Source organism: Chryseobacterium aahli (assembly GCF_022699665.1).
Taxonomy (GTDB): Bacteria; Bacteroidota; Bacteroidia; order Flavobacteriales; family Weeksellaceae; genus Chryseobacterium; species Chryseobacterium aahli.
The window spans coordinates 26,117-48,254 of the sequence record NZ_JALDNB010000003.1 but is presented as its reverse complement, the minus strand read 5'-3'; the positions used below and the strand labels follow the sequence as shown (position 1 = coordinate 48,254).

The following is a 22,138-nucleotide window of genomic DNA, read 5'->3' as shown; positions in this document are numbered from 1 at the left end:
AATTAATAATTAAAATCAAAATCAAGTTTTCTGTTCTCTAAAAGAAAAGACATAAATTCAAAATCTATCTGATGGTCTAAATCAAAACATAGATGAGGTACTTCGTAAATTAAGCTTTTGTCTGTAATTACCGTTTTATGATTTTCTTCAAAAAATTCTTTCTTGAATACATAAAAAGATGCATTCATATCAAAAACCCTTGGTGCAGACTGTCTTGTAAGAAACTGTCCTTTTTTGCATAATTCAAAAAAACCATTTTCCTTTTCTTCAACCATATTAAAATATGGGTTTCTATTGGCAGGACTCACAGAAAAAAGATTGAGTGCTTCATTATTATTAAACAACAACTCAATAGAATCTGACAAATCCTGAGCAGTTCTCAAAGGTGAAGTAACATCTAAATCTATAACAAAGTCATAAATTTTATTATTGGTCTTTTCAGCATAATGATAAACATCTGAAATAGCATCTAATTTTCCTGCCGTATCGTTTGCTAAAAAGTCTGGTCTGTTGTATTCTACATTTATATTAGGAAATCCCAATGAACTTACAACATTTTTGATTTCATCAGAATCAGTCGAAAGAAAAATATCTAAATCATATTTATTTGACAATTCTGTAGCAACAATCAATGAATAAGCTATTAATGGCTTTCCGTTAATAGGTTTTATATTTTTTCCAGGAATTCCTTTAGAACCACCTCGTGCACAAATCGTAACTAAACCTTTCATTATCTTTTAAAGCTTAATGTGTTTTATATCTTCCTGAGCCTTTTTGAAATCTTCATGTTTACCCACATCCAGCCAATAACCATTGATAGGATAGGTAATTAATTTTAGATTCATCTCCAAAACGCGATCCATAAGGTCTGTAATATCATAGAATTCATTTTCTGGAATCATTTTCAACAGTTTTTTCTTCATGATATATATTCCCGCATTTGAGTAGTAAGTATATCTTGGTTTTTCTTTCAAAGATTTTACAACAGTACCATCATCCTCAACCTCCAAGACTGCATACGGAACATCTACATGGTAAGATGTGGTAGCTACTGCCATATCTGCATCAGATTCTTTATAAGCTTTGAAAAAATCTGAAAAATCAATATTAGTTAGCAAATCACTGTTCATCACAATAATATCATCATTATAAAAGTTTTCAACCAATAACACAGAACCTATAGTTCCTAAAGGTTTATCTTCTTTGACGTATTTAATTTCAATACCTTTTGAAGTTCCGTCTTTGAAATAATCAACCAACTGTTCTCCTAAATAATTGATACTTAAATTTATAGTTTTAATTCCAAAATTAATTAGCCGGTCAATATTATATTCAATGATAGGCTTGTCACCAACAACCAATAGAGGTTTTGGTGTATTTTCTGTTAACGGACGTAATCTTTTTCCTTCACCACCTGCCATCAATATAGCATCAGCAGGAAGCAGGGTCTTTCTTAAACTGAAATCTAGAATATCAACAATTACATTATCATCATTGATGATGGGTATGATTTTCAATAAATCTTTTCTAAATCTCTCTAACTGATTAAGGTCATACTTGTTATGTTTAATAGATATTGGTGAAGGTTGCACAAAATCCAGAAGTTTATTTTCAAATCCCAATCCTTTTATAAAACCTCTTCGTAAATCACCATCTGTTAATGACCCCAAAAGCTTTCTGTCTTCATCTACTACAAATAAAATAGAAGAAGGAGCTATTTCATCAAGCTTTATGAGCGCATCTCTTACAGATTGCCCATAATAAATAATGTGTTTTTCAACTATATTCATGATAAATTATAAAAAGATTTATTGGTTTGAATGATTTTATAATCGAGAATTTTATTTAAAATTTCTTGAGCTGCCCCGCCATTATCATAAGGGTTTTTCACCTCAGAAACTTTGTTTTCTGCAATTAGTTTTTTCACTAATTCAAATCCTGAAGAAATTCCCTCTTCCGAGTTATCTACATTAATGATACTTGAAGCCTGTGTTCTTCCTTTTTGTCTATCACCAATATTAATAGTAAGTGTAAACAATGATGGAGCTTCCAAAATACCACTAGAACTGTTCCCAACAATAGCATCACAGATTTTTACAGTAGATAAAAACCGTAAAGTTCCTAAAGAATTAAAAGCTTTTGCAATATTCGAATGTTTTTTTACAAAATCATCAATCATTTGGTTAATAATTCGTCCGTCTGTATCAGCATTCGCTTTTGTAAAAATAAAAAAACTATCTTCTTGGTTTTCAACAACATTCAATAAATTCTGAAATTGCTCTGCAGAAGATAAATTTCCTAAAGTTTCTGGATGGAAAGTTATCTGATAATTAAATTTTTTGAATTTAATATCTAAATCTGCCTCTAATTCTCCCTTCGAAAGCAATTTCAAATCACGGATATTATCCAAACCAATGGCTCCAACATTAAAGACATTTTCAGGATTTTCGCCCATTTGAATAACTCTTTTTTTATACTCCTCGGTGGAAGTAAAATGAAGATGACTCATTTTGGTAATAGAATGCCTGATTGCGTCATCATATGCTCCTTCCGTGATTTCGCCGCCATGCAAATGCGCAATCGGAATTTTAAAAATTGTAGCTGCAGAGGCAATTGATAGCATTTCATATCGGTCTCCTAAAATAACAATTAAATCCGGTTTTAGCCTTGGTAAAACATCTGCCATTCCCATTATTGCCATTCCCATTGTTTTTGTAATGCTTGCAGGCGTATCAGATGATAAAAGAATTTCTACTTTTTCATCAATTACGAAACCATCATTCTCAATATTTTTATACGTCAATCCAAATTCAGGCGACAAATGCGCACCTGTTGCAATAATTTGTAATTGCAATTGACTAGACTCTTTGATGAGTTGCATTAACGGTTTTAGTAAACCATATTCTGCACGTGTAGCAGTTATTACACAAACTTTTTTCATATCTCAATTAAATCGTCTGCTGAATAATCCTTTGATGCCACTTTCCCAATCACCTCGTCCCATTTCATCGGAGAAATTCCGGTTCCTGGTCTTTTAATAGTTAAATTTTCTTCTGTGAAAATTTCTCCTTTTGAAATCGATGCCGAAGCTACAATGCTTTTGCGAGCAATTTCAATATTTTTCATCTCTGATGCGCTCGGTTTTTTAAGTCCGTCACCAGAAATGGCTTGTTCTATGTTTCGAATGGCTTTTACCATTTCTTTCAGTTGCTGAGGTTCCAAAGACGCAGCGTGGTCTGGACCTTCCATTGTATTGTCTAAAGTAAAATGTTTTTCAATAACTGATGCTCCTAAAGCAACTGCTGCAACCGGAACTTCAATTCCTAAAGTATGGTCGGAATATCCTATGTCAGTTCCGAATTTCTGCTGAATGGAAAGCATTGCTTTCAGATTCACATCATACATCGGAGTGGGATATTCTGTGTTGCAATGAAGAATGGTAATATCATCTTTTGAAATATCTTCCGCTAAAAAAACACTAATCGCCGCTTCTATATCTTCCATGGTACACATTCCTGTGGAAAGAATTACTTTATTGAAAAGTTGTGCTGCTTTTCTTAAATAAGGCAGATTGGTAATTTCCCCTGAAGGAATTTTTACTAAATCTAAACCTATTTCTCTTAAATATGTTAAAGAATCTAAATCGAAAGCAGTGGAAAAAAATTTTATATTTTTTTGTTTGCAATAATCAATTAATAGCTCGTGATTTTCATGAGAAAGTTCGAGTTTTTTCAACATTTCATACTGCGAATCTGTTGAATTTCCTGTATTTTGAATTTGATAATCTGCTTTTTTTGCAGATTTGGAAACTAAATTTTCAGATTTAAAAGTCTGAAATTTCACATAATCAACACCGGCATCTACTGCTGCATCGATTAGTTTGAAGGCGTTATCTAAATTCCCATTATGATTAACACCTGCTTCGGCGATAATTAAAACTTTATTCATCTATTTAAGTTTTTTCGCAGGATTTCCTACCCAGATTTCATTATCAGGAATATCCTTAATCACTACACTTCCTGCTCCAACAGTTACTCCATTTCCGATTTTCACTCCCTGTATTACTACAGAATTTGCTCCGATGAAGGAATTTTCACCTACCGATACATTTCCTGCTAAAACTACTCCGGGTGCGATGTGTACTCCATTTTCGATGATGCATTCGTGCTCTATGATGCATCCTGTATTTAAAATACAATTGTTTCCAATTTTGGCTAAAGCATTAATAGTAACATTTGCAGCTATGAAATTTCCAATACCAAATATCGCATAATTACTTACGATTGACGAAGGATGAATAACATTTAATAGTATCTTTTTTTTAGATAAAATTAAATTTGCTGCTTTCTGGCGGATTTTGTTATCCCCAATTCCTAATATAAATTGGTCGACAGAATTCCAATCAAATGAATCACTTCCTTCATCTCCTATATAGTTAATTTCAAAAGGATTATAAAAAAGTTGATTTCTTTCGCAATAATATTTCACATCCAGACTCATTTTTTTTGCTGCGTCTAAAACAACAAAAGAATGTCCTGAATAGCCTAATATTGCTATAGATTTTTTATCTGGCACTGCTTGGAATGTTAACTATTCTTTCTTCTAAAAATTCAGCATTTTTCTGTGCATCTCGTTGACAATGTGAATACATTGGAAGTCGATACATTAAATTCCAAATCGGGCGTGTCATTACGCCTTGGTCATTGGTATTTTTTAAAAATTCTTCTCTTTCAGCTTTATTATTAAGTTCTACACACATCAGCCAATAATTTGCTTTTGTGTCGGCAGTTTCTTGTCTGAATTTAATTCCAGATTCCTTGAAAAACTCAGCGTATTTATTCGCTAAAATTCTTTTGTCTTCAAGAAAACCGTTTAGAGATTCCAATTGAGCACAAGCCAAAGCTGCATTCAGATTCGGCATTCTAAAATTGTACCCCAATTCATCGTGGAAAAACTCGTACGGATGCGGGCGTTTTGCTGTGGTAGTCAGATATTTTGCCTGAGTTCCCAGTTCAATATTATTAGTAACAATTGCACCACCACCACCACTGGTTACCACTTTGTTTCCGTTGAATGAAAAACCACTGATTAACCCAATAGTTCCTGTATGTTTTCCTTTGTAAAAACTTCCTAAAGATTCGGCAGCGTCTTCTACCAAAGGAATTTGCCATTTGTTGCAAACTGCCATTAATTCATCTAAATGAACCGGAAAACCGAACGTATGCATTGGCATACAAGCCGCAATTCTGCGACCTGTAGATTTGTTGTAACAACCATCTTCACGAAGTTCCCCGAATTCTTCTAAAAAATCTTCAAGTGCTTTCGGCGAAAGTCCCATTGTATCTAAATCTACATCTACAAACACTGGAATTGCATTATTATAGATAATTGCATTGGCTGTTGCAATAAAAGTAAGTGCCTGTGTGATGACTTCTTCGTCTTTTTTCACACCTGCCATTCTCAACGCCACTTGTAAAGATGCTGAACCATTTACCACTGCAACAGATTTTACTGCACCAGTAATATCTTGCATTATATTTTCGAATTGGTCGACAAATGCACCTACGGAAGAAACGAAAGTAGAATCAATCGTTTCTGCTAAATATTTTTTTTCATTGCCTCGAAAACGTGGTTCGTGAAGCGGAATGAATTTATCTGAATTGAAATGTTCTCTTACAAAAGAGACCATATTTTGAATATTCTCCATTGTTACATTTTAGAGTCTAAATATTTACCTGTTTCCTTGTGTCCGAAATCTGGAATCATTTGAAAGAACAAATCCACAATCTCTTCCTTGTTCCACTTCTTGTCAGATTTTAATTCATTGATTTTAGTTTCAAATAAATTAAGTTTACCTTCTTCGATATTTAGTTCGTTTTTAATGACTCCTAAATTCTCGAAACGTTCCATATCCAGAGTTTCTTTGTCTGTAAAGAATTCTTCGAAATCTTTCTCACCTGTTGTATCACTTGATGTAAATAAGCAAGGCCATTTTCCTTCTTGAGGTAAAGTTGCGATTAAAGCTCTTGCTTCATCTTCGTCTTTACACAAATAAGGTTCGTAACCGATTTCTGCAAGATATTTTATGGCGATTTCTGCAAAAGTAATCAGGTGTAAATTTTCACTTAATTTCGGAAAGAAAACATCTCTGTTTTCACCAAAAATACAAGACATTAAACACAATTCTCCCGATTCTTTCGGAATTACAAAATAACGTTTGATGTCATTTGGAGCAACAATTGGCTGTTTTTTTTCAATTCGTTTATTAAATCCATGTAATAAAGAGCCGTCAGAAAAAGCTACATTGGCAAAACGTGCTGTAGAAATTTTAATTTCTTTGCTTTTTCGCATTAAAAACATTTCCATAATACGTTTTGAAGCGCCCATCATATTTACAGGATTGGCAGCTTTGTCAGTAGAAACGCAGAAGTATTTTTTTACGCCTTTATCAATAGATTGCTGTAATGTTTTATCGGTATTAAAAACATTAACGTCAATCATTCTCATCAAAGTATAAGGGTCTTTTTCGCTTCGAACGTGCTTCAAAGCAGAAAGATTTAATACATAATCATAATCTCCGTCTGCTTCCCAAAATGCGTCGTATTCAATCGATCCAATATCTAAAGCAAAGGTTTGGAAATCGCCATCAATGTACCCGAAAGAACTACGAACGTCACGTACCAACTCCACCATATTGTTCTCACTGATATCAACCACATGAAGCTTTTTCGGATTACGTTTAAAAATTTCTTTTGTAGTTGCAGAACCTATGGAACCTGCACCTCCAATGACTAGAAATTTGGAATTTGAGACAATTGAAATGAGTTCTTTCTCGTGATTAATAATATCATTTGAAAAAAGCTCATTTGTTCTTCCAATTAAATTTAGAATATTCATAATTTATGACATTTTAAATTTATCTTTTAATCTTTCGAACCAATTCTTTTCAGTTTCTCCATAACCATAACCATATTTATTACCATAGCCAAAATCGTCTTTGGACACGTCATTCAAAACAAATCCTACATTTTTTATTTTACCACTATTTACACTACTATTTGCAAAATCTATAAGGGTTTTTTCTGTATATCTAGATCTTGTTACATATAAGGTAGCATCTGCTTTATCAGCAAATAGGAAACTATCTGTAACCAACATTAAAGGAGCCGTATCTAAAATAACATAGTCATACTTAAACTTAAGATCTTCAATTAATTTTTCATATCTTCCATTACTAAGAAGCTCAGTAGGATTAGGTGGTATACCTCCGGAGTAAATAACATCTAAGTAAGGGTTAAAAGTAGATATATGAACAATTTCTGGTAAATCTACTTTACTATCATACAAGTATTCTGTAAGACCTAATAATCCTTTTCTAGCTGGATTATATCTTTGCAATTGTGGATTTCTAATATCGGAACCAATAATTATAACTTTCTTAGAAGGTGTCGCCAAAGTAAGTGCAAGATTTACAGAAATAAATGTCTTCCCTTCTCCTTTTACACTAGAAGTTACAAAAACTACTTTCGCCTCTTCTTTCTTTTTTGGAAGTAAGAAATTCATATTAGTAATTAAAATCCTAAATGCTTCTGCGATTGGTGACAGATCATTAACTTTAATAAGTTCATCATGTCCCTTTACTAAACTAGGTATTTCACCAATAATAGGTTTGTCAATGAGGAGTTTCTCTAAATCGTGCTTACTTTTAATTTTATCATTCAGTAACTCTTTTAGATAAATCACGGCAATCGGTATAAATCCACCAATCAGCAAAGCTACTATGTAGTACATTATTTTTTTTGGAGCTACTGGTTTAGGAGAAGAGTATGCATAATCCACTATCCTTGCTTTGTTTCCTGTAACAGCTAAAGCAATGGCAGTTTCTTCTCTTTTTTGTAATAATAACAAATAAAGACTCTCTTTTATTTGTTGTTGTCTTTGAATATCTCTGAATAACTTTTCCTGTGATGGTATTTTTGATATTCTGGAGGACATATTATTTTGCTCAGCCAGATATTGGTTTTTTGTAAGTTGCAGACCCAATTTATTTTTGTCTAAACTTTGGGCTACGGAAGATCTAAGCGAGCTTATTTGTTTATTTAAATCTATAACTAATGGGTTTTGTGGCGTAGCATTTTCTAAAAGTCTATTTCTTTCTAATACCAATTGATTATAAACAGATATGTTACTAAGTGCATCTGAATTTTGTAATCCAACACTCAAGGGCAATACTTCTCCATTATTTTGCTTGGATATAAATGAGATAAGTGCATTTGTAAGCTCAAGCTGAGCATCAACCTCTATCTGATTTGCTCGAGCTTTAGCATTAGTTTCAAGACTTATTTGAGCCTCTGCTTCTATATCTGTTATATTATTTTTGGTCTTAAAATACTCTTTTTTATTTTCTACTTCACCCAAATCATTAGCAATAATAGTAATTCTTTCATCAATAAAATCTTTTGTCTTTCCAGATTCAGAATTTTTATCTTTTGTAGCATCTTCATTGTAAACTGCCACTAAATTATTGACAATATCTTTTGCTTTATCAACATTAGGATAGTTTAGTGATAATCCAATTACTGTCCCATCTTTGTCTACAAGACTGATTCCCATCATTTTCTGTAAACTGTTAACAGTACTTTCCAACGAGGAAAAGGTAAACGATAGTTCTCTTAATTCTCCAGCTTTGTGTTTATTAAATTTTGTGTTTTTTAATATAATTATATTAGCAAAAGGAAGATTTATAGTTTTGTTAAATTCACCTTTAATTTCATGAAGAAATTCATCTGAAAACAAAGTAATATTATTCCCAGAAATAGTTAAAGATATTGGTTTTTCAGGTAATTTGTCTAATGATTTTTCTTTGATAACTTTAACAATTATAGGAGATGTATCTTTATATAACTCCTTCTGTGAAAAACCAAATTTTGAAAACACAGATGTCTGAATATCAAGATTTTTAACGACATCATACATTAACTTTTTAGACTTTAATACCTCAATCTCGTTCTCAATACTATTTGTCCCCATCCCGCCTAGGCCTGACAAGTCTTGAAGCACTCCAAATTCTCCTGTTCCAGACGAGCTTTTTTTTGCGTCTTTTATTAATACTGATGATTGAATACTATAAACAGGTGTTGTTGTTTTTAAATATAAAAATGTTAAAATTAAAGTTAAAATTGGAATAATTACTAACCAAATCCAATTTCTGAGATATGGTTTGATAAGTTCCTGAATATTGATTTCGGTGCTTGACTCGTCTGCTGCTGAATTATTCATTTAAAATAAGAATGTTTTATGGTTTTGCAACTGTATATTATTGTTTATCACAATATAAGAAATGTATGTTAATTTTTAATACTTTATAGCCTAGCATCTACCTGACTTCTTTCTAAAAAAGATTTTGTATCGAACACAACTGTATTTACATCTTTTAAAGCTTTTAAATCTATTGAAAGAAATTCCTTATGAGAAACAGCAATAATTATAGAATCGTATTTGGTATTTGTATTCAGGTTATCTAATAGACATATTCCATATTCTTTTTCTACCTCTTCATTGATTGCCCAAGGATCGTAAACATCTACAATAATCCCATAATCTATAAGTTCTTTATAAATATCAAAAACTTTTGTATTTCTAATATCCGGACAATTCTCTTTAAAAGTAACACCCAAAATAAGGGCTTTAGAATTTTTAATAATTCCACCTTTTGCTATTTGTAATTTTACAACTTTTGAAGCTATAAACTTTGCTATGGAATCATTTACACGACGGCCAGATAAAATAACATCAGGATGATAACCCAATTGTTCTGCCTTATGTGCTAAGTAATAAGGATCTACAGAGATACAATGCCCCCCTACCAATCCTGGTCTGTATTTTAGAAAGTTATACTTTGTACCTGCCGCTTCCAAAACGTCTGTAGTATCAATACCAATTCTATCAAATATTAAAGCCAATTCATTTACAAAAGAAATGTTAACATCTCTTTGTGCGTTCTCTATCGCTTTTGATGCTTCCGCAACTTTAATACTCGGTGCAAGGTGAGTTCCTGCGATGATTATCTTTTTATATAATTCATTAACCTCTTTTGCAACTTCAGGAGTAGATCCTGATGTTACTTTCATTACCGAGGTTAACGTATTAATTTTATCTCCAGGATTAATTCTTTCGGGCGAATATCCTACAAAAAAATCTTTATTGAATTTTAAATTAGAATATTTTTCCAAAACAGGTACACAATCTTCTTCTGTACATCCTGGGAAAACAGTAGACTCGTAAATAACAATATCTCCTTTTTTTAAGATTCCTCCCAACATTTTTGATGCAGATAGCAATGGCTTTAAATCCGGAGCATTATATTTGTCTATAGGTGTAGGTACAGTTACAATGAAAATATTCGATTCTAATATTTCTTCTAAATCAGCACTAGCCTTATAGCCAAATTTACCCTCAGATTCTTTGTAAAGATTAAGGTGGGTATTAAGTTTTTCAATATCAGCTTCTAGCGTTATATCTACACCATTACTTAACTGGTCAGTTCTCTCAGAATTGATATCATAGCCTAAAACAGGAAAATATTTAGCAAATTCTAATGCAAGAGGAAGCCCTACATATCCTTGCCCTATTATTGCTATTTTATAAGATTTCATTATTTAATAATTATGAATTGGTTGTTTTGATGACTATTAATTATTTACTTTTTACTTAGTAATTAAAGTTACCACTACAGCCGCCGCAGTTATTGCAATTGATGCAGCAGTTAAATACAAGCTTGTATTAGGATTCTGTTTAGCTTGAATGTCTTTAGAATTATTAGCAGATACAATAATAGCATCACCTTGCTTTAAATTATAATAAGGAGAGTTGATAAGGGATGCATCTTGTAAGTTGACTTTACCATGAGAAACTACTCCATTTTCTGTCCTAACAACCAATACATCATTTCTTTTACCATACATCGTAAGGTCACCTGCCATCCCCAAAGCATTCCAAATTGTTGCTTGACCATTTGCAACTGTATAATCACCTTGTCTGTTTACCTCTCCTAAAACTGTAACTTTAAAATTTGCCAATCTCATGCTAACTGTAGGGTTGATTACATATTTTAACATTTTCTCTCTCAGCTCTTCTTTAAATTCAGTTAGAGTTTTACCTGTCGTGTTTAAAACACCAAGATTTGGAAAATCTATATTCCCATTAGTATCTACAATATAAGTAGGCCCTTGCAGTGTTGTCAAACCTTGATTTGGAGTATTTCCGCCTGCCATTGCATTTGTCTGAATCATTTCTGAAGAAGAATAATTCTGATTAAATGGTTTTACAACATCCATATCTTTGGCAGTTATAAGAATCACTAACTGATCACTAGGCTGAATAGTTGAACTAGAATTTCTCATTGAGTTTTCCACGGCTACCTGTTCAATGTTTTGCATATAATTTAAATCATTTTTCGCATTAGGATTTGTTTTGCAAGAAACGATTATTACAGCGGAAAATATAATTAACAATTTATTTTTCATGTTTTAAAATTGTGTAAATATACACTTATCTTTTTTTTAATTATCTAAAATTTCATAGATGGAATTATTACTCTTAAATTCGGGAACTATAACTTTTAGAATTTTTACGATTTCAGTTTTATCTCTTTTAATAGATGCTTTTGTAATTAAATTAACTAAGGAATCTATTTCCGAATATTCCAATTTTGGATCTTTGGAAATCATAATTTTTTCATTATGTGTCGGAAGTGTTTTTGCGTCGTCACTAAGTAACTCTTCATAAAGCTTCTCACCAGGTCGTAAACCTGTATAGATTATTTTAATATCTACATGAGGTTCAAAACCTGACAGCTTTATCATTCTCTGCGCCAAATCGAGTATTTTGACAGGATCTCCCATATCAAAAACAAAAATTTCACCGCCTTTCCCCATCGTTCCCGCTTGAAGCACCAACTCACAGGCTTCAGGAATTGTCATAAAGTATCTTACAATATCCGGATGTGTAATTGTAACCGGGCCTCCCGCCTCTATTTGTCTTTTAAAGTGAGGAATTACAGAGCCATTGGAGCCCAAAACATTTCCAAATCTTGTGGTGATAAATTTAGTCGTATTTCCATCTATATTTTGGATTGATTGTACCAGCAATTCAGCAGCTCTTTTTGATGCTCCCATCACATTCGTGGGATTTACAGCTTTATCTGTAGATACCATAACAAATCTGTTGACCTTATACTTGCTTGATAAAGTTGCGATATTTTTAGATCCCAAAACATTTACTAATATAGCTTCATGCGGATTTTCTTCAACTAATGGTACATGCTTATACGCAGCAGCATGATAAACCATAGAAAAATTATACATTTCAAATATGGGTTCCACACGATACTTATTTGAAACATCTGCTAATACAAATTTGAATCTGACTTGAGGGAATTTTTCTTTTAATTCTAATTCTATATCGTACAAAGGTGTTTCAGCCTGATCCAAAACAACAATAAGTGCGGGATTAAACTGTGCAACTTGTCTTACAATTTCGCTACCTATCGATCCGGCTCCACCGGTAACCAATATATTTTTATTAAAATGTCTTGCTCTTACTTCTTCATTCTCAATCTTGATGGGTCTTCTATTAAGAAGATCTTCTATTTGAAGGTTTTTAATAGAAACTCCCAAATCACTTTCTCTCAATTTTTGTACAGATGGCGATTTATAAATTCTTAAATCTTTTTCTAAGAATAAATTTACCCAAGAGTTCATCTCATCTTTAGACATCATTTCTTTCACCACTAGAACGCCGTCAATAATAAGATCATCTTTAGTATTTTCTTCTATCCTCTTTTTACCATAAATAGGTTTACCCAATAAAGATGCTCTCTTACTATCTGTACGTTGTGTAAGGAAACCAACTACCTGGTAAGGTAAACTTGGATTATCTAGAATAGCTCTTGCAATAGCAATAGATTGCTCATCAATGCCCAAAACTAATATTCTTTTTTTCAAAGCACTTCTTCTATATTCACGAACTATATGAAAAAATTCTTTAACATATAATCTGAATAAAAACAATCCCATAAAGGATGTTATAAAGTATAATATGAGGTAAGGCGTAAGGATAAATTTTTCTCCAGAGATCCAAAGTAAAATAATATTGGAAGCTCCTACAACAAACGATGTACAGAAACTCGCCATCAAAAGTTTAAATAAATCTATAAATGTAGAATGTCTTATAATTCCTGCGTATGTCTTGAAAACATACATAAATAAAACATTGATTAAAATAATGAATCCGAAAACAACAGTTTGCTCCTCATGATAAATGAATTCGCGTGGAGATATTTTTTCTATAATATAGGTCGAGAGAAATAATGAAATGATTAAGATTAGAATATCAATACCCAGTATAATCCAACGAGGAAGATACCTTACATCTGAGAGATTAACAACATTATCTCCTCTAAACATTTTCTTTCTTACAGAACTAAACATTAATATTGTTGTTCATATTTATAATATGTGCTTTGTATTTCTAAGACACGATTTACCCTTCGAAATATCGCACAAAAGTATGATAAAATTTTATCTTTTAAAATTAATTTGACATAATTTTAAATGCCCCACTTATAGTATTTTTACAAGTGTCTGTAAGTGAAGTGCCTGAAGGCAAGCACAGTCCTCTATCGAAAAGCTTACCACAGAAATTATTCCCGAAAAAATGATATTTCTCATACAAAGGCTGAAGATGCATGGGCTTCCAAAGGTATCTTGTTTCAATATTTACTTCTGCAAAATACTTTTTAGCTATTTCGGGTGAAAACTTACTATTTTCTATTGTAATGGTGTTTAACCAAAAATTAGAAAAGAAATCTTCGTTTGGTGCTGAAAAAAGAGTAATACCTTCTAAATTTTCTATTAAATTCTTATAAAAGTCGTGATTTTCTCTTTTTTGCTTTATTCTCTCCTCCAAAACTTCCATCTGCCCTCTACCAATGCCAGCAGAGATGTTACTCATTTTATAATTATATCCTATTTCAGAATGGCTGTAATAATCTGCTTTATCTTTTGATTGAGTCGCCAAAAACAAAATTTTGTCTTTCTCAGATTGAGTTTTTGAGATTAATATTCCGCCACCCGAAGTGGTTATAATTTTGTTTCCATTAAAACTAATGACCGACAAATCCCCAAAAGTTCCGCACGGTTTATTTTTATATTTACTTCCTAATGCCTCTGCACTGTCTTCCAAAACCGGAATTTCATATTTTTTTGACAAAGCCAAGATTTCGTCAACCTTAAAAGGCATTCCATATGACGAAACGGCAATAATGGCTTTCGGCTTTTTCCCTTTACTTAAACAAAATTTGATTGCATCTTCCAATGCACTCGGACATATATTCCAAGTGTCTTTTTCGCTATCAACAAATACCGGAATTGCTTTTAAATATAAAATAGGATTGGCAGAGGCTACAAAAGTGAAAGATTGACAAATCACAAAATCACCTTCTTCAACGTTGAGAATTTTCAGCCCCAGATGAATAGCGGCAGTTCCTGAAGATAAAGCAGAAACATGAGAATTCTCCCCAAAATATTGCTCCAAACTCTTTTCAAATTCATCTATATTTGAGCCATATTGAGAAACCCAATTTGAATCTAATGCGTTTTGTATATATTTTAGCTCACTTCCCCCCATATTGGGTGGTGAAAGCCAAATTTTATTGTTATTCAAAAATTTGTATTTTATAATTTATCAAATGTATCATTTATTTTATCATATTCAAAACATCTACTTAAAAGGCACTTATGGTTTAGATTTCTTCCGATACGCTTGCAATCCTTTCAGTTTTGATTCGTAATTTTCGTATAATCTTTGTATTGTTTCACGTAATCATCCTCATCAATTTCATCAAAGTTTTTAGTAATCAACTTTTCCGTAATCCCTTTTTGTTTGAGATGCATTTTGATTTTGGTTTTTCCCAAATATTTTATGTAAAACTTACCACAAATATAGCTTCTTGTAAAACGTTTCTCATTCAGATAATTTTCTTTCATTAAATACAAAAGAATCTCCTTTTTTGCCTCTGGAATCATGAACTCACTGAAAATCAAAATACTACACAAAAAAAATATAAACAGTCCTTAATTTCAGTCTTTGAAATCGTCAGTTTAAAATAGAAACAATATTTTAGACATAATTACTTATAAAAGGAAAGACCTGATTTTCATAATTACAAATCATCATTTATTCCCGATTTTTAAGCAGTATCCACCCTATATGGTTTATCAGAACTCTGCTTTTGGGATCGCTCCAGCTTAATTTATACCAATAGGTTCCGGTTGGAAGTTTAATATTATTATTTATTGTTCCGTCCCAAGTATAATTATTATTTTTACTTCCTAAAAAAACCACAGCACCATATCTGTTAAAGACTTCAAATCTAAAGTTAGGGTAGGTACTTAATCCTGCATAATTTAAGATATCATTATGCCCATCACCATTGGGAGTAATAGCGTTCACAATATTTGGAAGAAAAAATTCAAACTTTACCGGGATACAGCGGTATTTATCTCGTACATATATTGTAACATCTCCACGCATCACATTGGTAAAAACATTGGAAGTACTCCAATTGAATCCGTCTATAGAATATTCATACGGAGGATTCCCTCCAGTCACCGTAACTGTAAAACCATTGGATTTTATTTCCACATTGCTTATTTCTGGTGGTGAAGCTGCAAGTACATTGACATATTGCTGAACAATACACTGTCCTTTTGTCAGTTTCACCCAATAAGTTCCTACTCCAACCCCAGTGATAGAAGAGGTTGTTGCCCCAGTACTCCATTGATAAGAATCAAAACCGACACCTGCGTCCAGCGTTGTGGTAGCTCCTTGACAAATGGTTTGATCTAATAACGTTTGCGAATAAACCAAAGGAATAATAAACAGTTGTATTTCAGCGATTTTAAAACAACCTCCGGGATACCCTACCCTTACAAAAATTGTTGCATTGCCTGACGTGTATGCGGATGCTGAGAGAGCAGAAATAGGATTTGTATTGTTAACCGCATTATTATATGATGTAAAGTAGGTTTTCACGACACCTGGCTGAGCATTAACCGGTGCTGTAGTAAGATCAAATAAACCGGTTGATGGATTGGTTTCAATTGCACAGGCACGCAAAACAGCATTATTGACTACGGGAATTGGTATTACATTGATTGTATGGGTAATCAATTCACAATCCTGAAAATCCTGAACATTACCACAAAACTGATAGGAAATAGTATCTGTACCTAAAAAGCCTGTATTTGGAGTATAGGTTATTACTCCGGTTGCAGGGTTTACTACTGCCGTACCGTTTATGGGTTGTGTAATAATATGGACTGAAGAATTTAAAACTGCTTGCTGCGAGGTCGAAAATTGAGGTGTTATCATAAGTGAACTTTCGCACATAGTAGTAGTCTGTGCTGTTTCATAGAGACAAGTATACACTTTATAATTCGCAGTCATAATCGGAGCACAGCCCCCGGCACTTACCATTAAACTATAAACGCCTGCCAGTAAAGGCGTATAAGTACTATTCGTCGCTCCAGGAATTAAGTTACCATTTAAATACCATTGATAAGTATTATAAATAGCCTCAGTACGAAGAACTATTCCGGGAATACAGTCACCCGTTAACCTGGTAATCGCCGGTAAAGATGAAAAACCCGCAAAATAGCCACCATAGCCGGCAGTTAGGTAACCACCATTTATCCCTGCTGTAACAGCACGGTTAGAATTAATAGTTAAATTACCGGAAATTCCCTGAATTGAATAGGTTACCCATTGATTGGTACCTGTTACAGGATATGGCCCCTGAGCAGCCGTTGGTGTTATGCCATTTACTGTAACAGCAGCACCTGTTTCTGTTATAATATTAAGTTTTAAATTAATATTACCGGTATAGGTTGGCATTTGATTAACAAAACCAATTTCATCAATCGTTTTTGGGAGATAGCAATTGAGTGGCGGAATATAGTTGAAACCTCCAGTATAATTTGTATTTCCTGACGCACCAACTAGCTGATAGAAATATACATTTTTAGATGTTTTTACATACAGATTAAAATGCCCCTGTCCTTGATTAACGAAAGAAGAAGTTAAAACCCGATAAAATCCACCCTCATTAATAGTTGCAACCGATGTCGGATTATTATTCAAAAATATTTGTGTATTATCTTCAGTAGCCACAATAATCCCACCCTCCATATTGTTAAGACTGGTTGACAAACTTTTAACGATTGTAAATTCAGAGCCTAACCGTGTACTTGGAACAGACTGATCTAATATTAGATCGGAACCAAGTGGGGTGTTTGTAGTGGCATAGAAACCATTAGCATTCCCATTTGTTACAGAAATGGGCTTATCTGAAACAATTTTCGCCCCTATAAATCCGGATCTGTTTTCCGGTACCACCGATTGCCCTGCAAGAATATATGATTGTCCCTTGTTTAATGTAAACGTTATCGTAGAAGGAGAACCAGTGACATTAATAAACTGAACACCATTATCAAAATCTGAAACTGTGACAGTAGTATCATCTTCTATAGCCAAAAAACCTGTCGTAAAATTCAATGTACTATTCGTGTAGGTCATAGGAGCAGAAACATTATAGAAAAATCGACCAAGACCAGCTCTACCTTTTGACGTTACCACTTCTCCATGGTTCGGACTGTAAATTCTGAGTGTAGCGAAATAAGGTAAATTACCGTTTGTATATAGACCCAAAGTCCTAACCTGAGCTGCATTATTTACTAAATTAGCTTTTATCAAAGCAGTCGGAACATTGAAAATCTGCGGGCTGCCTTTACTTATTGTTACTGTTCCTATTTGAATATTATTATTATAAACACGAACCTGGAAAGGTATAACAGAATCGGTAGAGAGGTATAAAGCGTGAACATAATTAGTAGAAGAACTATCATAGTATGGTGCAAACCAATGATCAGTGTCTCGCTGAGCGTAAAGAAAATTACTAAACAAAAAAACAGGGAGTAAAAAAAATAAAAGCTTTTTCATATTTAATCATTTTCATTTAATATCAGCTATCTCGTCTTAAATATACAAATTTCTCTTTTTATTTCCTAAAATAATCATAAAAAATATTAAAATAACATATTCATAATATTAATTCTATTCATTTTCATCTGTATCTTATTATTATTCACTAATAATTTATAATATCAAAAAGTAATTACAGTTGTATATTATAGCAAATTTTCTTTTACAATAAAAAACTCCCAATAATATATATTCTAGACCGCTCTATAAATGTTTTCATTCATTCTAACAGGAACATTTCTAGTTCAAAATTCACATTTCATTCCGAAAAAACTCAATAAAGATTTAAAATCACAATTGTATTAATTTTCAGTCAGTTGCAAAATCACCTCATATTCAAAACCTCTGCTTAAAAGGTACTTTATGGTTTTAGATTTCTTCTGATACGCTTGTAATCCTTTCAGTTTTGATTCGTAATTTTCGTATAATCTTTGTATTGTTTTCACGTAATCATCCTCGTCAATTTCATCAAAGCTTTTGACAATCAACTTTTCCGTAATCCCTTTTTGCTTGAGATACATCTTGATTTTAGTTTTGCCCCAACTTTTAATGTAGAATTTTCCTCGAATATAACTTCTTGTAAAACGTTCTTCATTCAGATAATTTTCTTTCATTAAATACAAAAGAATTTCCTCTTTTGCGTCTGGAATCAACACAAATTCTCTCATCTTCTGCTCCACCTCAGCATGACAACGATCCTGATACACACAATAATTAACTAGCTTTTGTTTAGTTTCTTCAAAGGTGAAAAGTTTTTTTTCCGACTGCATATTTAGATCATGAGTAATTAAAAATTACGACTTATTAAAAAGAGGCACAAAATAATTTGCACCTCTTTATATTATTTGATTTATTTAAAGCTAAAAAGCCAATAGTTGGTTAGTAATTGAATAAAGCTTTACCTTCCATCAATCCATTTACTTTTTTTCTAACTTCAGAAATTAATTCTTCGTTTTTGATATTGTCTACTACTTCAGAAATCAATCCTGCAATAGTTTCCATATCATTTTCTTTAAGACCTCTTGTTGTAATAGCCGCAGTTCCTAATCTGATTCCAGAAGTTGTGAACGGAGATTTATCATCAAAAGGAACCATGTTTTTATTACAAGTAATATCTGCTTTTACCAAAGCTTTCTCAGTTTCTTTTCCGTTTACACCTTTGTTTCTAAGATCTACCAACATCAAGTGGTTATCTGTACCGCCGCTTACAATATCAAAACCTAAATCTACCATTGCCTTTGATAAAGCCTTAGCATTAGACTGTACTTGTTTTGCGTACGTTAAAAACTGATCATCGATTGCTTCAGCAAATGCAACAGCTTTACCGGCAATTACATGCTCCAATGGACCTCCCTGGATTCCCGGGAAAACAGCTCCATCAAGAACCTGACTCATCTGCTTAATTTCTCCTTTTGGTGTTTTGTGACCGTAAGTATTTTCAAAATCTTTACCCATCATGATCATTCCACCTCTTGGACCTCTAAGGGTCTTGTGAGTTGTTGTTGTTACAACATGGCAATGCTCGAATGGATTATTTAACAAACCTTTTGCAACTAGACCTGCAGGGTGTGCAATATCAGCCCAAAGTGTTGCACCTATTTCGTCTGCAACCTCTCTGAATTTTGCATAATCTAAATCTCTTGAATAAGCTGAGAAACCTGCAATTAACATTTTTGGTCTTTCTCTTAACGCCACTTCTCTCATTTGGTCGTAATCAATCAAACCGGTCTCCTGCTGAACACCGTAGGAAACTACATCGTACTGAATTCCTGAGAAATTCACTGCAGAACCGTGAGTAAGGTGACCTCCCATAGAAAGATCCATTCCCATGATTTTGTCTCCCGGTTTCAAAACTGCCAAATAAATCGCAGCATTCGCCTGAGAACCAGAATGCGGCTGAACATTTACATAATCTACTCCGAAAAGTTCTTTAGCTCTGTTGATTGCCAAAGTTTCAACCTCATCTACTACTTCACAACCTCCGTAATATCTTTTTCCGGGATATCCTTCTGCATATTTGTTTGTAAGTACACTTCCCATTGCTTTCATTACATTTTCAGAAACAAAGTTTTCTGAAGCAATAAGTTCTAATCCGTGGGATTGTCTTTCTCTTTCTTTTTCGATAAGGTCAAAAATAATGTCCATTTACTTTTAGATTTTTAGATTTTGAATGCCAAAATTACGGAATTTTAGAGAATTATTTGTTATCAATCAGTCCATTAATTTACAATTGATTAATCATTCAGCATTTTTATAGAAATTTGTTTAAATTTTCTTTTATTAAAGCTTGATAAAGGAAATTTCATAAAATTCGTTAAGATTACATTTTATAGAATTTGAGGAATAAATTTTGACTAATTTTAAAAAAGTTTGTTAAGAAAAATATATATTTGAACAAATCTTAAAAAGGAAAAAATAGTCTGAATTATGGGAAAGAAAAAATACAAAAAACAATTGCTTACTTCTTTAAAATCTCTTGGTAAATCTGAATATTTAATCCTTAAAAGCATGACCAATCTTATGATACAGAGGGAATTGAAGAAAAACAATATCACGTTCAAAGATGGTGACACATTTAGTTTCAAGGATAATATTTTTGATTACAGCGAAGATAAAAACATAAGAAAATTAGCCAAACTTCGCCGACAAATGTTGAAAACAATGAATAAATTGGTGATAAAAAATAAATTTAAAGATAAAGAAATTAAATTTTTAAGTTAATTTAACGTCAATTTTTTATTAAAATTTAAATTTAAACCTTTTAGGTTAAAGAATAGTAAAACAAAAAGTCCCGGAAATCCGGGACTTTTTTATCTATGGCTTGCGATTACTTCTTCGCTTTTTCTTTTAATTCTTCTTTATCTTTATCAGAAGGATTCCAGACTTTTACATTTGCGTTTTTATCAATTCCTGAAAGAATCTGTACATTGATACCGTCACTTGCGCCTAATTTCACATACACTTTTTTGAATTTTCCGTCCGGCTGCTTTACTTCAACAAAAGCTTTGTCTTTACCATTGCTTTTTTCATACTGCACCAAAGATTCATCCAATAACAAAGCATTTTTCTGAGAACTCATGACGATTTCACCATTTGCTGAAAATCCGGCTCTGATGTATTCGTTATTCGGATTATGAACATCACCTTCCACAGGGAATTTTATCGTTCCGTTGTTGTCTTTTCCTTTTGGAGCGATCATCGTCAGTCTTCCCGGGAAAGATTTATTTTGCAAAGCACCGATAACGATATTCATATCCATTCCCTGCTTCAATTTTCCAGCCTGAGCTTCATCAATTTCACCTTGAAAAATCAAAGAATTTAAATCTGCAATCGAGCAAATCGTAGTTCCTGCGTTGAAAGAGTTGGCTTCAATTACCTGACTTCCCACTTTTACCGGAACTTCAAGAACAGTTCCTGCAGCTTTCGAACGGATCTGAGTCGTCGCCAAACCTTGCAATTCCGGAATTGCACCCGTTTTTACAATCTGTAATCTTTTTTGCGCAGTCTGAAGTTGCTGATTAGCATTCTTCACACTTTGCTGCATTGAATATAATTGTTGTTGAGAATTCAGATATTCCTGTTTTGAAATTACACCCTGGCTGAATAGTTTTTGCTGCATTGCAAACTGTTTCTGCATATTATCAACATTCATTTTCGCATTGCTGATCTGAAGTTGAGAATTCATAACTTCCTGTTGCGCATTGTTGACCTCAGCGATGTTCGGGATGATTTTCACAGTCGCAATCAATTGTCCGGCTTCTACTCTGTCACCTTCATCAACCAAGATTTTATCGATAATTCCGGCAATATTCGGTTTAATCTCAATTTCTTCTTTTGGAATAATTTTTCCTGTCGCCATCACTTTGTCATCCATATTCTGAACGGTCGGTTTTCTGGTAAGGAATGCCTCACTTTCTTTAGAATTTGATTTTACAAGATAACTGATTCCTGCAAATAATGCCCATGCCAATAAAAGTCCCAAGACGATATAGATTGCTTTTTTCCAGGTGAACTTCTTTTTCATATGTATAGTTTA

18 protein-coding genes are annotated in these 22,138 nt (G+C 32.9%); 1 reads left to right on the top strand and 17 read right to left on the bottom strand.

The genetic code is table 11. From position 1 onward, the window contains the following. Positions 1–2: 2 nt before the first annotated feature. The 16 genes from MQX03_RS06335 to glyA all read right to left on the bottom strand — a co-directional run bounded on the left by MQX03_RS06335 (position 3) and on the right by glyA (position 20,247). Positions 3–731 carry an acylneuraminate cytidylyltransferase family protein gene (locus tag MQX03_RS06335; protein ID WP_242802156.1) on the bottom strand — a complete coding sequence of 243 codons (729 nt, stop codon included), beginning with the start codon at positions 729–731 and terminating at the stop codon, positions 3–5. A 6-nt stretch (positions 732–737) separates the two neighbouring features. After that, entirely contained in the window at positions 738–1,790 is a 1,053-nt protein-coding gene (locus MQX03_RS06330; protein ID WP_242802155.1) for a nucleotidyltransferase family protein, read from the bottom strand. After that, positions 1,787–2,941 (bottom strand): UDP-N-acetylglucosamine 2-epimerase, encoded by a 1,155-nt coding sequence (gene neuC / locus MQX03_RS06325; protein WP_242802154.1) that lies wholly within the window; start codon positions 2,939–2,941, stop codon positions 1,787–1,789. The genes MQX03_RS06330 and neuC overlap by 4 nt, the downstream gene beginning before the upstream one ends. Next, entirely contained in the window at positions 2,938–3,948 is a 1,011-nt protein-coding gene (neuB, locus tag MQX03_RS06320; RefSeq protein ID WP_242802153.1) for an N-acetylneuraminate synthase, read from the bottom strand. The genes neuC and neuB overlap by 4 nt, the downstream gene beginning before the upstream one ends. Then, positions 3,949–4,575 carry an acetyltransferase gene (locus MQX03_RS06315; protein WP_242802152.1) on the bottom strand — a complete coding sequence of 209 codons (627 nt, stop codon included), beginning with the start codon at positions 4,573–4,575 and terminating at the stop codon, positions 3,949–3,951. Next, a complete protein-coding gene (locus MQX03_RS06310; protein ID WP_242802151.1) occupies positions 4,565–5,707 on the bottom strand; it encodes a LegC family aminotransferase in 1,143 nt (380 codons plus the stop codon). The genes MQX03_RS06315 and MQX03_RS06310 overlap by 11 nt, the downstream gene beginning before the upstream one ends. 2 nt (positions 5,708–5,709) lie before the next feature. Then, complete coding sequence (locus MQX03_RS06305) at positions 5,710–6,897, bottom strand: UDP-N-acetylglucosamine 4,6-dehydratase (protein ID WP_242802150.1); 1,188 nt, start codon at positions 6,895–6,897, stop codon at positions 5,710–5,712. A 3-nt stretch (positions 6,898–6,900) separates the two neighbouring features. Further along, complete coding sequence (locus tag MQX03_RS06300) at positions 6,901–9,279, bottom strand: GumC family protein (protein WP_242802149.1); 2,379 nt, start codon at positions 9,277–9,279, stop codon at positions 6,901–6,903. An 83-nt stretch (positions 9,280–9,362) separates the two neighbouring features. Continuing rightward, positions 9,363–10,658: a nucleotide sugar dehydrogenase gene (locus MQX03_RS06295; RefSeq protein ID WP_242802584.1), complete on the bottom strand. Its 1,296-nt coding sequence runs from the start codon at positions 10,656–10,658 to the stop codon at positions 9,363–9,365. 48 nt (positions 10,659–10,706) lie between these two features. Continuing rightward, positions 10,707–11,438, bottom strand: a complete 732-nt coding sequence (locus MQX03_RS06290; protein ID WP_242802148.1) for a polysaccharide biosynthesis/export family protein — start codon at positions 11,436–11,438, stop codon at positions 10,707–10,709. 123 nt (positions 11,439–11,561) lie between these two features. Beyond that, a complete protein-coding gene (locus MQX03_RS06285; RefSeq protein WP_242802147.1) occupies positions 11,562–13,490 on the bottom strand; it encodes a polysaccharide biosynthesis protein in 1,929 nt (642 codons plus the stop codon). A gap of 103 nt (positions 13,491–13,593) precedes the next feature. Next, entirely contained in the window at positions 13,594–14,688 is a 1,095-nt protein-coding gene (locus MQX03_RS06280) for a DegT/DnrJ/EryC1/StrS family aminotransferase (protein WP_242802583.1), read from the bottom strand. A gap of 146 nt (positions 14,689–14,834) precedes the next feature. After that, complete coding sequence (locus MQX03_RS06275; RefSeq protein WP_242802146.1) at positions 14,835–15,086, bottom strand: regulatory protein RecX; 252 nt, start codon at positions 15,084–15,086, stop codon at positions 14,835–14,837. A 151-nt stretch (positions 15,087–15,237) separates the two neighbouring features. Continuing rightward, positions 15,238–18,060, bottom strand: coding sequence for a T9SS type B sorting domain-containing protein (locus tag MQX03_RS06270; protein WP_242802145.1), 2,823 nt, complete (start codon positions 18,058–18,060; stop codon positions 15,238–15,240). Positions 18,061–18,404: 344 nt separating this feature from the next. After that, on the bottom strand, positions 18,405–18,872 hold the full coding sequence (locus tag MQX03_RS06265) for a regulatory protein RecX (protein ID WP_242802144.1): 468 nt from the start codon (positions 18,870–18,872) through the stop codon (positions 18,405–18,407). A gap of 109 nt (positions 18,873–18,981) precedes the next feature. Continuing rightward, positions 18,982–20,247 carry a serine hydroxymethyltransferase gene (gene glyA / locus MQX03_RS06260; RefSeq protein WP_242802143.1) on the bottom strand — a complete coding sequence of 422 codons (1,266 nt, stop codon included), beginning with the start codon at positions 20,245–20,247 and terminating at the stop codon, positions 18,982–18,984. A gap of 282 nt (positions 20,248–20,529) precedes the next feature. Here glyA and MQX03_RS06255 point away from each other — a divergent pair, with 282 nt between their 5' ends. Further along, entirely contained in the window at positions 20,530–20,823 is a 294-nt protein-coding gene (locus MQX03_RS06255) for a hypothetical protein (RefSeq protein WP_242802142.1), read from the top strand. Between the two features lie 106 nt (positions 20,824–20,929). On the opposite strand, the gene MQX03_RS06250 is transcribed toward MQX03_RS06255, so the two are convergent. Beyond that, a complete protein-coding gene (locus MQX03_RS06250) occupies positions 20,930–22,126 on the bottom strand; it encodes an efflux RND transporter periplasmic adaptor subunit (RefSeq protein WP_242802141.1) in 1,197 nt (398 codons plus the stop codon). Positions 22,127–22,138 lie beyond the last annotated feature (12 nt).

Coding starts and splice junctions, on each gene's coding strand:
- MQX03_RS06335 (WP_242802156.1), bottom strand. CDS start 731: ATGAAAGGTTTAGTTACGATTTGTGCACGAGGTGGTTCTAAAGGAATT.
- MQX03_RS06330 (WP_242802155.1), bottom strand. CDS start 1,790: ATGAATATAGTTGAAAAACACATTATTTATTATGGGCAATCTGTAAGA.
- neuC (WP_242802154.1), bottom strand. CDS start 2,941: ATGAAAAAAGTTTGTGTAATAACTGCTACACGTGCAGAATATGGTTTA.
- neuB (WP_242802153.1), bottom strand. CDS start 3,948: ATGAATAAAGTTTTAATTATCGCCGAAGCAGGTGTTAATCATAATGGG.
- MQX03_RS06310 (WP_242802151.1), bottom strand. CDS start 5,707: ATGGAGAATATTCAAAATATGGTCTCTTTTGTAAGAGAACATTTCAAT.
- MQX03_RS06305 (WP_242802150.1), bottom strand. CDS start 6,897: ATGAATATTCTAAATTTAATTGGAAGAACAAATGAGCTTTTTTCAAAT.
- MQX03_RS06300 (WP_242802149.1), bottom strand. CDS start 9,279: ATGAATAATTCAGCAGCAGACGAGTCAAGCACCGAAATCAATATTCAG.
- MQX03_RS06290 (WP_242802148.1), bottom strand. CDS start 11,438: ATGCAAAACATTGAACAGGTAGCCGTGGAAAACTCAATGAGAAATTCT.
- MQX03_RS06285 (WP_242802147.1), bottom strand. CDS start 13,490: ATGTTTAGTTCTGTAAGAAAGAAAATGTTTAGAGGAGATAATGTTGTT.
- MQX03_RS06280 (WP_242802583.1), bottom strand. CDS start 14,688: ATGGGGGGAAGTGAGCTAAAATATATACAAAACGCATTAGATTCAAAT.
- MQX03_RS06275 (WP_242802146.1), bottom strand. CDS start 15,086: ATGATTCCAGAGGCAAAAAAGGAGATTCTTTTGTATTTAATGAAAGAA.
- MQX03_RS06270 (WP_242802145.1), bottom strand. CDS start 18,060: ATGAAAAAGCTTTTATTTTTTTTACTCCCTGTTTTTTTGTTTAGTAAT.
- MQX03_RS06265 (WP_242802144.1), bottom strand. CDS start 18,872: ATGCAGTCGGAAAAAAAACTTTTCACCTTTGAAGAAACTAAACAAAAG.
- glyA (WP_242802143.1), bottom strand. CDS start 20,247: ATGGACATTATTTTTGACCTTATCGAAAAAGAAAGAGAAAGACAATCC.
- MQX03_RS06255 (WP_242802142.1), top strand. CDS start 20,530: ATGGGAAAGAAAAAATACAAAAAACAATTGCTTACTTCTTTAAAATCT.
- MQX03_RS06250 (WP_242802141.1), bottom strand. CDS start 22,126: ATGAAAAAGAAGTTCACCTGGAAAAAAGCAATCTATATCGTCTTGGGA.